At 63.1% G+C, this 12,630-nt stretch carries 17 protein-coding genes and 1 tRNA gene; 14 read left to right on the top strand and 4 right to left on the bottom strand.

What is annotated here, in order from left to right:
- Positions 1-17 precede the first annotated feature (17 nt).
- From QMK31_RS08555 to QMK31_RS17345, 11 genes are all read left to right on the top strand, one after another.
- Positions 18-845 carry a hypothetical protein gene (locus QMK31_RS08555; RefSeq protein ID WP_283500526.1) on the top strand — a complete coding sequence of 276 codons (828 nt, stop codon included), beginning with the start codon at positions 18-20 and terminating at the stop codon, positions 843-845.
- 10 nt (positions 846-855) lie between these two features.
- Positions 856-3,126, top strand: coding sequence for a hypothetical protein (locus tag QMK31_RS08560; protein WP_283500527.1), 2,271 nt, complete (start codon positions 856-858; stop codon positions 3,124-3,126).
- A gap of 109 nt (positions 3,127-3,235) precedes the next feature.
- Positions 3,236-3,553 carry a hypothetical protein gene (locus tag QMK31_RS08565; RefSeq protein WP_283500528.1) on the top strand — a complete coding sequence of 106 codons (318 nt, stop codon included), beginning with the start codon at positions 3,236-3,238 and terminating at the stop codon, positions 3,551-3,553.
- Positions 3,554-3,561: 8 nt separating this feature from the next.
- Positions 3,562-3,912, top strand: a complete 351-nt coding sequence (locus tag QMK31_RS08570) for an immunoglobulin domain-containing protein (RefSeq protein WP_283500529.1) — start codon at positions 3,562-3,564, stop codon at positions 3,910-3,912.
- On the top strand, positions 3,909-4,280 hold the full coding sequence (locus QMK31_RS08575) for a hypothetical protein (RefSeq protein ID WP_283500530.1): 372 nt from the start codon (positions 3,909-3,911) through the stop codon (positions 4,278-4,280). Before QMK31_RS08570 ends, QMK31_RS08575 begins: the two co-directional genes overlap by 4 nt.
- A gap of 158 nt (positions 4,281-4,438) precedes the next feature.
- Positions 4,439-4,879, top strand: a complete 441-nt coding sequence (locus tag QMK31_RS08580) for a hypothetical protein (protein WP_283500531.1) — start codon at positions 4,439-4,441, stop codon at positions 4,877-4,879.
- On the top strand, positions 4,876-5,106 hold the full coding sequence (locus QMK31_RS08585; RefSeq protein WP_283500532.1) for a hypothetical protein: 231 nt from the start codon (positions 4,876-4,878) through the stop codon (positions 5,104-5,106). Before QMK31_RS08580 ends, QMK31_RS08585 begins: the two co-directional genes overlap by 4 nt.
- Positions 5,107-5,334: 228 nt before the next feature.
- A complete protein-coding gene (locus QMK31_RS08590; RefSeq protein ID WP_283500533.1) occupies positions 5,335-6,210 on the top strand; it encodes an N-acetylmuramoyl-L-alanine amidase in 876 nt (291 codons plus the stop codon).
- Between the two features lie 29 nt (positions 6,211-6,239).
- The gene (locus QMK31_RS08595) at positions 6,240-6,503 is read left to right on the top strand and encodes a hypothetical protein (RefSeq protein ID WP_283500534.1); all 264 of its coding nucleotides are present in this window, start codon (positions 6,240-6,242) and stop codon (positions 6,501-6,503) included.
- Between the two features lie 132 nt (positions 6,504-6,635).
- The gene (locus QMK31_RS17235) at positions 6,636-6,860 is read left to right on the top strand and encodes a helix-turn-helix transcriptional regulator (protein WP_349361551.1); all 225 of its coding nucleotides are present in this window, start codon (positions 6,636-6,638) and stop codon (positions 6,858-6,860) included.
- Positions 6,861-6,934: 74 nt separating this feature from the next.
- The gene (locus QMK31_RS17345; protein WP_502852787.1) at positions 6,935-8,074 is read left to right on the top strand and encodes a tyrosine-type recombinase/integrase; all 1,140 of its coding nucleotides are present in this window, start codon (positions 6,935-6,937) and stop codon (positions 8,072-8,074) included.
- Between the two features lie 70 nt (positions 8,075-8,144).
- On the opposite strand, the gene QMK31_RS08600 is transcribed toward QMK31_RS17345, so the two are convergent.
- From QMK31_RS08600 to galU, 4 genes are all read right to left on the bottom strand, one after another.
- A tRNA-Ala gene (locus tag QMK31_RS08600) sits at positions 8,145-8,220 on the bottom strand.
- Between the two features lie 86 nt (positions 8,221-8,306).
- On the bottom strand, positions 8,307-9,248 hold the full coding sequence (locus QMK31_RS08605) for a hypothetical protein (protein ID WP_283500535.1): 942 nt from the start codon (positions 9,246-9,248) through the stop codon (positions 8,307-8,309).
- Between the two features lie 105 nt (positions 9,249-9,353).
- Complete coding sequence (locus QMK31_RS08610; protein ID WP_283500536.1) at positions 9,354-10,013, bottom strand: GNAT family N-acetyltransferase; 660 nt, start codon at positions 10,011-10,013, stop codon at positions 9,354-9,356.
- Positions 10,014-10,058: 45 nt separating this feature from the next.
- A complete protein-coding gene (galU, locus tag QMK31_RS08615; RefSeq protein WP_283500537.1) occupies positions 10,059-10,952 on the bottom strand; it encodes a UTP--glucose-1-phosphate uridylyltransferase GalU in 894 nt (297 codons plus the stop codon).
- 34 nt (positions 10,953-10,986) lie between these two features.
- Between galU and QMK31_RS08620 the strand changes: the two genes are divergently transcribed.
- The 3 genes from QMK31_RS08620 to mscL all read left to right on the top strand — a co-directional run bounded on the left by QMK31_RS08620 (position 10,987) and on the right by mscL (position 12,494).
- Complete coding sequence (locus QMK31_RS08620) at positions 10,987-11,565, top strand: 5-formyltetrahydrofolate cyclo-ligase (RefSeq protein WP_283500538.1); 579 nt, start codon at positions 10,987-10,989, stop codon at positions 11,563-11,565.
- Between the two features lie 107 nt (positions 11,566-11,672).
- A complete protein-coding gene (locus tag QMK31_RS08625; RefSeq protein ID WP_283500539.1) occupies positions 11,673-12,014 on the top strand; it encodes an FmdB family zinc ribbon protein in 342 nt (113 codons plus the stop codon).
- A 51-nt stretch (positions 12,015-12,065) separates the two neighbouring features.
- Positions 12,066-12,494 (top strand): large conductance mechanosensitive channel protein MscL, encoded by a 429-nt coding sequence (gene mscL, locus QMK31_RS08630; protein WP_283500655.1) that lies wholly within the window; start codon positions 12,066-12,068, stop codon positions 12,492-12,494.
- Positions 12,495-12,630 lie beyond the last annotated feature (136 nt).

A 12,630-nucleotide genomic window follows, 5' to 3' on the forward strand; every position in this document is an offset into this window, starting at 1 on the left:
CTGAGCGCTGCGGCATCATGCCGCAGCGCTCTCATAGCATCGGAGCAACCATCTACTCTCTCAACGGGTATCCTCTGGACGACCTCACCCTCGGCTGGCTGGTCACCGGCTCGTCCGACTGGACAACTGGAACGAATATCGAGCGCACGTCGCTCACAACCCCAGGCTATGACGGTTCGGTAATCATGCCTGGCCGGCAGGTTGCGCCGGCCCTGGGGCTGACAATAGCTACGCCGTACCGGTCACTCCCGGCGCTCGTAGCGTTGCTGACGCAGCCCGAACTGGCTATAACCCAATCGGGTAAGCCGGGTAGCGCCCGGGTCCTCACCGACACGTCCACACCCACCCGCGTGGGTCACGGCGACGCAGAGAACACAGAGTTCTCGGTGACCGTCGTGCTGACAATCCCCGGAGTTTGGTACCGGGGGCAAACGGAAACATTCGACGTTCCATTGGACGCGGCAACTAAGACCGTACCGGTGTTCCCCGGCTTGTCTGGAAAAGTTGGTGACGCTCTCGTGCGCCTGACCGACGTCACCGACCCGAAAGTTCGCGACAGCGCCGGGTCATGGTGGACCTACACCGGCGTCATCCCCGCCGGCTCGTACCTGCGGTTCGACGCAACGTCCGGCAAGGCCTGGATGACGACTACAGATGCCTGGACCGGTGGCACAGAGGTGGACAGTCTCTCCCTCAGCTTCGGCCCAAGGCCCGGGTTCTTGAATATTACCCCCGAATTCACCCTCACCCCGGCCACACGGCGCGGGAAGCTCTCCGTGAGCACTGCGTCACGCGGCGACACCGCTGCTGTCAACGTCCGCGGCCGCAACGCCTACGTAGCCTGAAAGGTAACCAATGCTCGACTTTGACCTCCGTGTCCGCCGGTACGACGCCGGCGGTGCAGCCCGCGAAATCATGCAGCACCAAGCGCTCGATTTCACCACCCCGCTCGGCGACGTCGCCGCGGCAACGCTAACCGTATCCACCGCCGTGGTCGGCCCGCTCCCCGACGTCCTCGAATTCGCCGTCGAGCTGTGGGACGGGGCAAGCTGGACTGAACCGGCGAACTGTCGCTATATCGCGGATAAGACCTCCTACGATGCGCTCGACGTCGCTGGAATCGTGCAAGTGACCGGCATAAACGCCGTGTCCTGGCTCCTCGCTAAAAGTAACCTCGCATCTGTCACCGGCGGGCCGCGCCGGTGGACCGATACCGTGGGCTTGATTATCCTCTCGCTCGTTGACGAAGCACAGGCACGCGGTGCTCTCGCCGCTATCGAATACTCATTCGATTCTCTGAATGACAGTGCTGGGGAACCGTGGAACGCCGCCGGCCGGGTTGACCTCGAATTCCAGGCCGGGCAGTCAACCTGGCAAATCATCCAAGCGATGGCCGACCAGAATGTCATCGAGTTTCAGACAAACGGTCGCACACTGCACATCTTCAACCCCGGCACCGGTGACGACCGCTCAACAGCCGGCTCCGGACAAGCACGTCTGGGCATCACATCGACTAGCATCCCCGTGTCCACGTCCATCGGAACCCTGAGTACCCATGTCACCGTCCGCGGCGACGAATTCGCCTGGGTATTCCCGGTAGACGGCGCCACCCCGACCGGCTACGGCCGGCTCGAATCGACCCTCGAAGCGGGTGGAGTCATCGACGGCACCACCGCCGGAATATTCGCCGCGCCGGCAACAAAAACGCATGGCGCACCGCGGTCTCAATATGTCGTCACCGAAGCTCTAGCCGCCGCTGTATCGCACCCCCTTGTCCCCGGCGGGTATCAGCTCGGCGATTGGGTGTCTGTACGACGGGCCTCCGGGTTCGAAAAAATGCGCGTCATGGCCCTACAAATCCGGCACGACGGCGTAACCGCCACCGCAGATATCACCCTGGCAGACCGCCTCGAAACGCTCGAAGCGCGCCTCGCTAAACGCAGCGCCGGGCTCGGCGGGGCGCTCGGCGGCAACGGTCGTTTCTCCGGCCACGGCGGCGGCGGAAGTGGCGGCGGCAGTGGAGTGTTCGTCACCATTGCCGACGAGTACCACATCGGCGCGCTCGTGAAAGTTATCCTAGACGGCTCCCTCGAACCGACCGCCGAAGGCTGGAAGTACCTCGACTCCTACCGGCCTGTGAAAGGTGAGCGTGTGTTCGCCGTTCCCGGCCCGGGACCCGGCGGATATGTCATCGTTGGGCGTGCGATAGGCGCAGAGTACACCGCGCCGGGAAACGCCGAAATAGGCGAACTCGCACCGACATGGCAGACATACATGCCCGACCGGTACGGCGACGTGACCGTCGTCAAGACTGAGACTGAATGGGTTCTGTCGTCTGGAATGGTCATAGCTCCCGGCAAAACCGAAGCTGGAATCGACCCGGAAACTGGGGAAGAGATACCGGCGGATGACGGCCGCACGGTCATGCAGCTTGCCGGTATTTACCGGCCAGTCATGGACGTAGAAGTCGGCTGGTTCACAATCGACACCGACGGTTATGTTCGCCTGAATTTTACGACATCAAAAGGTCGGGTGATATCTCTAGCTTCCATCATTTTTAACGCGTCAAAAACTGGCCTCACACCCTATGGATTCGATAGAAGAGCTGCATGGGGTGTTGACGCGTTAGGCATCGCGTACGGATTAGGCGCCACCTCTAGTGACTCCCGGTCCTTCGGTGTTCCAGCCGCTCTAGTACCTGAGATTTTCACCCGGATTCACAGCGTAACGATAGACACCGCAGGTATCGGCCTTCGGGACAACACTGGCTACTCAAGCGGCTACAGATATGACGGACTACGTTGGGTTACCGCAGCTAAAGCTGGCGACTTCACCTGGTCCACTCTGGACCTTATAAATGGGTTCGTCCACGATGACCCGGCGAGTGAAGATGATGACGGTAAAGGACCAGTCGAGTATGTACTTCGTACCGACGGTACGGTACTCCTCCGCGGCGGCGCTTTAGGCATAGCGGCACCAGAGCTTGTCGTGGGTATCCTCCCCGAAGGATTCCGCCCAACGTTCGAGTGGGATGCCGGTAATTATTCGATACGCGCCAACGGTGAAATCGTCTCGAGCATCGGCTCGGTGAGTTTCGGGTGCAATATGCACCTCGCTACTCACTAGCCCCACCGCTCATACCCGCACAAACGCCCCGGCCGCAGACCACAGCACCGGGGCGTTTGTGTACCCAAAACGTTCACACATACACACACACACACAGACAGGCCCCCTCATGCCAGACCAAATCCAACCATGGCTCGCGTTCGTCGCGGCCGCCGTAGCCGCAGTCGCCTCCTGGGCCGCAGCCCGCGCGTGGAAGCCCGGGGCCCGCGAGCTCGCTTTCGCGGCGGTACTCCAGGCCGACAGCACCGCCCTCCGCGCCGAACTCGCCGAGCTTCGAAACGAACTAGCCGAGCTCCGCGGCGCGCAGGCCGTAACGGACGGAAGGCTCCGGGTCATCACTTCGTACGCCTGGCGGCTCCACAGCGACATTCTCGGCTACGGGTTCGAACCGCGGCCGCTCCCGGCCGAACTCACCGACTTTCAGTAAGGAAAATCATGACTTACCCTCAACCATCCGCTGTGGGAATCAGCCAGGGGGAGACCGTATCTCGGACCTTTCTTTGGGCGCTCGACGGTATCCCCGTAGACGTCACCGGCTACGCGGCTCACCTGCAGGTACGGGCTAGAACAGCCTCCCCGGACACTCTCCTCGACCTATCCACGCAGAATGGCGGACTTACACTCGGCGGGACCGCCGGCACTATCGAGCTCCGAATCGACGCTGAGACCACCGCGCAGCTCCCCGCCATCGCCTGTGTGTTCTCGCTCGAGATGACCTCCGGCGGCGGCGACGTAACCCCGCTAGTTAGCGGCCCATTCGAGGTTCGCGCCGAGGTGACCCGATGAGCGCCGCCGGTGTCATCACCGTCGAAGTGACGTCCACCGGCCCGCAAGGCGCGACCGGGCCGCAAGGCATCACCGGCGTCCAGGGCGTCCAAGGAATCGTTGGACCAATTGGTGCTACCGGGGTTACCGGGTCTACCGGCGTCCAAGGCGACCAGGGAATCCAAGGCATCCAGGGCGACCTAGGCCCGGACGGGCCAACCGGACCTACCGGAACTGCTGGGGCTGGCCCGACCGGCACGCTCCTCTCCGTCGCCCACGGCGCGGATGCAAACTACCCGCGGCCCGAAGCCGCAACCGGCGCCGTCTACTGGATAGGCAGCGTCGAACCAACCCAAGCGCAACTAGCCGATATTTGGATAAAACAATGACAGCACCAGGCAGTTTGAATGTCCGCACTGCGACCGGCTGGCGCCCCGTGGGGGTGTGGCAGGACGTTGTGTACACGAATGGCGGTGTCAGTTTGGTAACCAAACTCAAGCGAATTCCATTTGATATCGAATTCCAGTTTTCCGCTAGGAATGGATTAATGAACCACACAGGCTTAGTGGAGCTCCCTAGAATCACCATGTACGCCGTGACGGATATCCAATATATGCTCCAAGGCTTATCTGCAACCGTCGTCATACCAAGCGGCGCCGACCTCTGGGATACCAGTCAAGTCGCGAACATCACCTACGTCATCGCGTACTCTCGAATCGAAGAGGTTCCGGCCTGGGACCTCAGGGCGGTGACTTACGCTTTTGGTGCCTTTCGGGACGCGTACGGACTCAAGCGAATGCAGGCATTTGGCTTGACAGTAAGCGCACATATGACAAACGGGCTCCTCAGCGCCGAAGCCCTGAACGAAGTTTTTACGAACCTCGGGACGGCTAGGAATGGCGCGACAATAACAATCACCGGCAACCCGGGGACGGCCACCTGCGACCGAACCATTGCCACGGCTAAGGGATGGACGGTCGCAGCATGACCACGACAACTGATACCAGCGGCTTCTACTTCCGCGAGGGCGAAGACCTCGAGCTTTTCCGCGCCTCCGAATGGGTCACAGCCCCCAGCTTCGACTTGGATGGTTCCGTAGCCGCTGACCGCGCCTCTGGCGCAGCCGGCTGGACCTGGTACGCCTCCGAAACTGACGCATACACGGCTCACGGACTAACTGTCCCCGAGCCCTACGTTGACCCACGCTTAGCCTAAATCCCCCACGCTCCGGCCCGCACGCCAACGCTGCGTGCCGTGCAGCGCATCAAGGTAGCGTCGCGCCCGCGGCGAACCTAACGCCGCAGCGTGGCTCCCGGGGCTCGCTGCGGCTATGGTCATCGTGCATCGAATAAACACACAGCATACTCACAAGATTAGGGCCTGGCGGCTTCGACCGCTGGGCCCTTTCGCATGCCCGCACGGCGGGCAGAACGGAAAGACAACATGGCATTTTCAGGACTCGTGACGCGCCACAGCGCCACCCCCAACCACTCAACCCGCAATGCAGGAACAACCCCTAAGTACATCGTCCATCACCACATGGCTACGACCGGATTCTCTGCCGTGCTGGCGTCCTGGGCGAGCGGACGGAAGCAAGGAAGTTGCCATGTCGCTATCTCGAACTCCGGCGAGCTCGTCGGCGTTGTCGATGAATCGCGGCGCGCCTGGTCGCTGTCATCTTCCATGTTCGACTCTCAGGCCCTCGTCACCGAAATCGCGAACTCCGCGGTCGGCGGCGGCTGGCTCGTGTCGGCAGCCGCAACCGAAGCGGCCGCGCAACTGACCGCTGACTGGTGCCGCCGGTTCTCGATTCCGTGCGACCGCGACCACGTAATCGGCCACCGCGAAGTTTATACGCGGTTCAAAAAGGGCTACGCGACCGCGTGCCCCGGCGGGCTTGACCTTGACGGAATCGTCAACCGCGCGCGGCAGATTCTGGGGCAGGGCGGCTCTCCCTTACCGGCCTCGGCAGCTCCGGCCGCAGTAGCGGCAGCACCGGTGTCCTCCGGCGGCGGCTGGGCGTTCAACCTTCCCGATGCCGCCTCGCAGCTCCGCGTCCAGCGCGCACTTGCCGGCCGTAACCCGTCCAGGTACACCGGCCCCCAGGATGGCGCTCTCGGCCCGAACGGGTTCCGCGGCATCCAAATCACCATCCGCGGAGTCGGATACTCCGGCCCGGTGGACGGCGTTATTGGCGCCGTCGGTTGCCGGCTGATTCAGGTCTACGCCGCGAAGTTTGGCGATTACCGCGGACCAGTCGACTCGATTCTCGGCCCGAACTCCTGGGCCGGCTTTGCGCTCGGGCTCGAGCGACCGTGACAACCGAAACAACTACCCGAAAGGCTCCAATGAGCAACTTCTTCATCGCAATAATCCGCACGTTTGTTCCCATTGCCGTCGGCGCCGTCGTCGGCTGGCTCGCTAGCGTCGGGCTAGAGCTTGACCCCGAAGTCCAGGCTCAGGCGGTCCTCGGAATCTCGACCCTCGCAGCGTCGCTCTACTACCTCGGCGTCGCCGCGTTGGCCGCGAAAGTTCCCGCGTTCGGCTGGCTCCTCGGCGTCGCCCGCAACCCGGTCTACACGCTACCTTCCGCTAAAACACCGTCAGAGTAACCCCTCGCAACGCCCCGCCCCGCCTTCCGCAATGGAGGGCGGGGCGTTTTTTTTGTGCCCGGTAGTTCCGGGAAACACCGCTCCCATCAGGGCTTTCCCGGAAATTATTTTAGACCGCGCATAGAGAGGGCTATGACATCGATAAGCACGACCTCAGAATCCACCGTCCATGACCTACGCGGAGACCCGCTCCTCACGATTCCAGAGCTCGCGGAGATAACCCGCACGTCCCCTAAAACCGTCTACGACTGGCGCCTGAAAGGGGTCGGCCCAGCGTCAATACGGGTCGGTCGAGCCATACTTTTCCGAACCTCTGACGTTTCCGCCTGGCTCGATTCCCGCCGCCAGGCCGCATAATGGCGGCCACCGGAATATCACGGGGCCGGCACGGAACGATAACCTCGGCAACCATCGACGGTTCAGTCAAAATCATGGCCCGCTACCGCCCCCTCGACGGCTCGGCACCACGTCAGGTTACTGCAACCGGGCCGTCGAAAGCTGCGGCCACCCGTGCACTGAACGCCCGCATTGTGAAGCTGCAGCAAGACCTCGACGCGGCCGCGGCGACCGCGGCGCGAACCGTCGTAGCGTCGCGGAGCCTCGCGGCGCTGTTTGGTGACCTATTCGCGGAGCTCCGGCTAGCGAATGAGCTTCGTCCGCAGAGCTTGGCGGAATATGAGCGCACAGCGCGAGCGTCGATACTCCCGGCAGTCGGAGAATGGCAGGTTGCCGACGTGACACCGCGGCAAGTGGCAGACTACCTCGCCGAAGTGCACGCAGCGACGCCGGGCTCCTACAAAACGGTTAGGACTCTCCTAAGTCAGGCATTCAGCCTCGCCGTGCGAAACGGGACCGTTACGGATACCCCAGTTCGTGGAATCCGAACGCCCCGCCGGGGACGGCACGTCCCCACCACGGTAGATACTCCCGACCTCGCCCACCTCCGTGAAGTTTTGGCTGGCCTAGTCGCCTCTCCGCCGCAGCGCCCCGGGCCTAAGTCTCGGTACGCGGACCTACTCGACGTTATTGACGTGCAATTAGCAACCGGAATGCGTGTTGGGGAGACCCTTGCGCTACGTTGGCCGGACGTCCACCTCGACGGGATAGCGCCGCATCTAGACGTTACCGGAACCGTTATACGGACCGTTGAACGTGGCTTGCACGCCCAGCCGTTCGGTAAGTCTCATGCCTCCCGTCGCGGAATCCGGCTACCGGACTGGGCCGTCGCGACCCTCCGCGCCCGCCGCGGCGTTGAGGGTGAACTCGTATTCCCTAGCCGCGCCGGTACTGTCTGGGACCCGGGGAACTTGCGTTCGCTTCTTCGTGAAGTTCGGGTACTCGCAGGGCTGCCGGACCTGACTCCGCACACGCTTCGGCGCACGTACGGGACCGCCGTCCACCGCGGGCTCGGCATGACTGCGGCAAGCGCTGCACTCGGCCATTCCGGCGAAAATGTAACCCGCCAAAGTTATGTCGAACCGGCACCACTTGGCCCCGACGTAGCTGCCGCATTAGCCGGGTTAGCACCGACAATTACCGGGCAACACCATCGCCAGAACGAAGTCAACTAGTTGACTTCGACTTTTAGGCCAAAAACAAGGCCGTCTGATTCAGGTAAAATACCTGGTCAGACGGCCTTTCTGGTGGAGCTAAGGAGATTCGAACTCCTGACCTTCTCATTGCGAACGAGACGCGCTACCAACTGCGCCATAGCCCCAAACTTCCTTTGAAGAATATCACGCCTGGGTCTCCCACCCCGACACCACCGCGCAGTCCGCGGTTCAATGCGCGAATGCGGGCGCGCTAGACCGCGCGACGACGACGCAGCACGGCGTCGAGGTCGGTCATGCCCGGGCTGGTCTCGCCGACGATACCCATCGAGGCGAATCGGCTCGGAACTGCTGCTGCGGTCGCTGTCGCAGCGGGTCGCGCGATCGGCGTGACTGCCCGATTGGTGTCCTCGGCCAGTGCGGCGGCGCGACGGGTCACTTCCGCCTCGGCGGCGGCCTTGCGCAGTTGGTTGGCCGCTTCAACGGATGCCATCGCCGTCTGCGCGATGGATCCCCGCGAGAGGTGCAGCGCGCGCGGCACCGGCTGCGGGGTCCAGGTCGCCGGGGCGACCGGAGTCTCTTCCAGCTGCACGGGTTCGAAGGGCTGTCCGATGAGCACGGGCAACTCCACCGGGGCTTCCACCCGAACGATGCGGGCAGACCGGGCGACCGTGGCCAGCCGTCCGAGGACACCGAAGGCGGCCACCATGACGGCCCCGCCACCAACCAGCGCGGTGAACGAGCCAGCGAGGGCAGAACCGATCCCAGCGGCGGCCAGAACAAAACCAGCCAGCAGGATCAGCGAGACCAGGCCGCGGAACCGACGCAGACGACGGAGCTTCGTCATCGGCGATTCCGGCACGCGCGGCGCGGCTGCCGCGGCCACCGCTGCGGCGGCGCGACGCACCGACGTGGCGGCATCCGCAACCGCCTGCGCTTCGGCCCGCGCGTCCTGTTCGGCCCGCGCCAGAACGCGCTGCTGCTCGGCCACGGTGCGGGCGGTCGCTTCGAGGCGCACTTGCTGCGGAACCTCGGCGGTTTCCGCGAGAATGCGCAACGTCTGCTGCAATCGAACCGCATTTCTTTCGGTCGCCTGGTACTGCTTACGGCGCGACCAAGTGGGCATCAAATAGGCAACCCAGAGCACAGCAGCCACCGCCACCATGACCCCGCCACCCAATGCCTCACTACTCATGTTGACAACGGTAAGAGGCGCTGGCGCATCCGAGGCTGATTACTCTCGGTGTGTCACCCAAGTTAATACACGGGTTCCGCCCCCGAACAGGGAAAAACTCCTCGGTCATCGGGTGATGACACGCACCGGACGCGCAGCCGACTCGAGATCTGCCGCGGTGACGCTCGCGGCATCCGCTGGTACCAGGCCGTCGTGCCAGCGGCGCATCACGCCCTGAGTGAGCTCCTCAGCCACGAGGCCGAAGCAGAAGTGGTCGCGCCAGTCACCATTGATGTGAATGTAACGACGGCGCAGTCCCTCGTAGCGAAAGCCGAGCTTTTCAACGACGCGCAGGCTCGCCTTGTTCTCCGGGCGGATGCAGATCTCCATGCGGTGCAGGCCGAGCTGGTAGAAGCAATAGTCGGTCGCGAGCGCCACGGCCGTTGGAGTGACCGACTGGCCGGCGACCTTCTCGCTCACCCAATACCCGATGGTGGCCGACGACAGCGACCCCCAGGTGATCGACGACACGTTCAGCTGGCCGGCCAGCTCCCCGTTGTGTTCCACGATGAACGGCAGGCCGTGACCCGAACGCGAATGTATCAACAGGCTGCGGATGCTCGCACGCGTGTCGAACGACATCGGCGCGTAGGGGTTGGTCGCCTCCCATTTGCGCAGCCACGAGCGGTTCGCCAGCAGTTCACCCTCGAGCACGCGCGAATCGCGCAGTCGGATGGGACGCAGGGTGACTGCCCCCTCGCGGAGGGTCGGAATTGCGATCGGCACGGTTCGCCTGTCTGTCGTGGGCTAGGGGCTGGGCAAGGTGGAGCGTTAGTCGAGTGTGGCGACGAATTCGTGCAGCCACGGTTTGAGGTCGGCACCAAGATCTTCACGATCAACGGCGAGCTGCACGATGGCCTTGATGTAGTCGAGCCGATCACCGGTGTCGTAGCGACGGCCACGAAAGATCAGGCCGTACACGCCGCCGGTGGACTCCGGGTTGACGGCCATCTCCTGCAGGGCATCGGTGAGCTGGATCTCATTGCCCTTGCCGGGCGCGGTGTGTTCCAGAATATCGAAAACTTCGGGGCGCAACACGTAGCGGCCGATGATGGCGAGGTTGGAGGGGGCATCCTCGGTGCTGGGCTTCTCAACCAGGCCGGTGATGCGCACGACGTCGGGGTCGTCGGTCGCTTCGACCGCTGCCGCTCCGTACAGATGAATCTGCGAGGGATCGACCTCGAGCAGGGCGATGATACTGGCGCCGCGCTTGACCTGCTCCTCGAGCATGCGAGTCAGCAGGGGGTCACGCGCGTCGATGATGTCGTCACCGAGCAGCACCGCGAACGGCTCATCGCCGACGTGCATGCGCGAGCGCAGCACGGCGTGGCCGAGTCCGCGCGGGTCGCCCTGCCGCACGTAGTGGATGTCGGCGAGTTCGTTGGACTCGCGCACCTTGGCGAGCCGGGTCTGGTCGCCCTTGCGTTCCAGCATCGCCTCAAGCTCAGTCATGCGATCGAAGTGGTTCTCCAGTGCGTTCTTGTTGCGCCCGGTGACCATGAGCACGTCGCTGAGACCGGCCGCGACGGCTTCCTCGACAACGTATTGAATGGCCGGCTTGTCAACGACGGGCAGCATCTCCTTCGGCATGGCCTTGGTCGCTGGGAGGAAGCGTGTTCCGAGTCCAGCTGCGGGAATGACGGCTTTAGTTATCGGGGTACCCATGGGCACTAGGTTAGTGGCAAGTAGGATGCCTTATATGGACTCCGACATAGCTCATCGAAAGCGTGCGCTGCGAGCGGAATTACGCGAACGACGCCAGAACCTGACCTCCTCGGAACGTGAATCGGCCACGGCCGGATTCACGGAAAACCTGCAAAGCCTTGTTCTCGACCTGTCAGCGCGGTCAATTTCCTGCTACCTGTCGGCCCGTAACGAACCCGATACCCGACCTTTTCTCAACTGGGCCACGGCAGACGGCATCCGTGTTCTCTTTCCGATTTCGCGTGAAGACGGCCTGCTGGATTGGACTGTCGGTGACGGTGACGAAGAATTCACCGGCATTTCCGGAGTGCCGGAGGCCGTGGGAACGCTGCTCGGGCCAATCGCCATCAATGACGTCGACCTCATCATTGTTCCTGCGGCGGCCGTCGACGAATCGGGCCTGCGCATGGGCTGGGGTCGCGGCTACTTCGACAAGACGCTCGGCTCGATGGAGAAATGCCCGCCGGTCTACGCCGTCGTCTACGACAGCGAATATCTCACGGAAGTTCCGCGCGAGGTGCACGACCAGCCGGTCAACGGCCTCGTGACACCGACACGAATCATCGCTTTCTGACCGTTTTGCCCGCCGCTGAGCCCGGTTCTGAACCCGCGGGGGCCTGAGCGCGCCTAACCTTAGTCTTGGCAGGCGTTTGCCTGTCGGCTCAACCAGCTGGAGATGCAGTGCCTACATACTCTTATCGTTGCACCGAGTGCGACACCGCCTTCGACATCCAGCAGGCCTTCACCGACCATTCGCTCACGGTGTGCCCCACCTGCCAGGGAAAGCTGCGCAAGGTGTTCTCCTCGATCGGCGTGACCTTCAGCGGTTCGGGTTTCTACAGCAACGACTCCAAGTCGGAGTCGAAGCGTTCCAACCCCAACCTCGACCGCAAGACGAGCGAAAAGTCGGGCTCGTCGGATTCGTCGGCGTCGTCAGACTCGCCCACGAGCAAGCCGGCAGAAAAGAAGTCCGAGAGCACGCCAGCCAAGACCATCCCAGCAGCAGCCGCGAAGGCCTCCTAAATCGTGACGCTGACCAAGACCGTCTCCCAAGTTATCCGTTTGGAGCACCCCGTGATCAACGGTTTCAAAGAATTCATCATGCGCGGCAACGTCATCGACCTCGCCGTCGCCGTCGTCATCGGCACGGCGTTCACCGCGCTCGTCACCGCGATTGTCACAAGCGTGTTCAACCCGCTCATCGCGGCGATCTTCAGCGCTGAATCGCTGGCCGGAGCCCTGCGCGTGCCGCTTCCCGGCGAGGGTTACATCGCGTTCGGCGTCGTCATCGGCGCGCTCATCAACTTTCTGCTGATCGCCGCGGTCGTCTACTTCGTGATCGTGCTGCCGCTCAACAGGCTTAAAGAGGCGCAGGATCGTCGACGCGCAGCCGGGGTACCCTCCGCTGCCGTCGTGGATCCCACCACGGAGCTCGACCTGCTCACCGAAATTCGCGACCTTCTCGCCAAGAACGCCGACCAGGGCCCCAAACACACCGCCTAACCGCGCAACCAGGCCTCCCGGTGCCGTGCAGCTGCACGTAACCTCGTAAGTTTTGGCGACACGCCGTTCACCACGCCGCACAGCACGGCGTGTCGCAAATTCCTCCGAGGTTAGCTACGCGTCACCGGCCTGAGCA

The organism is Cryobacterium sp. PH31-O1 (assembly GCF_030063455.1).
Taxonomy (GTDB): domain Bacteria; phylum Actinomycetota; class Actinomycetes; order Actinomycetales; family Microbacteriaceae; genus Cryobacterium.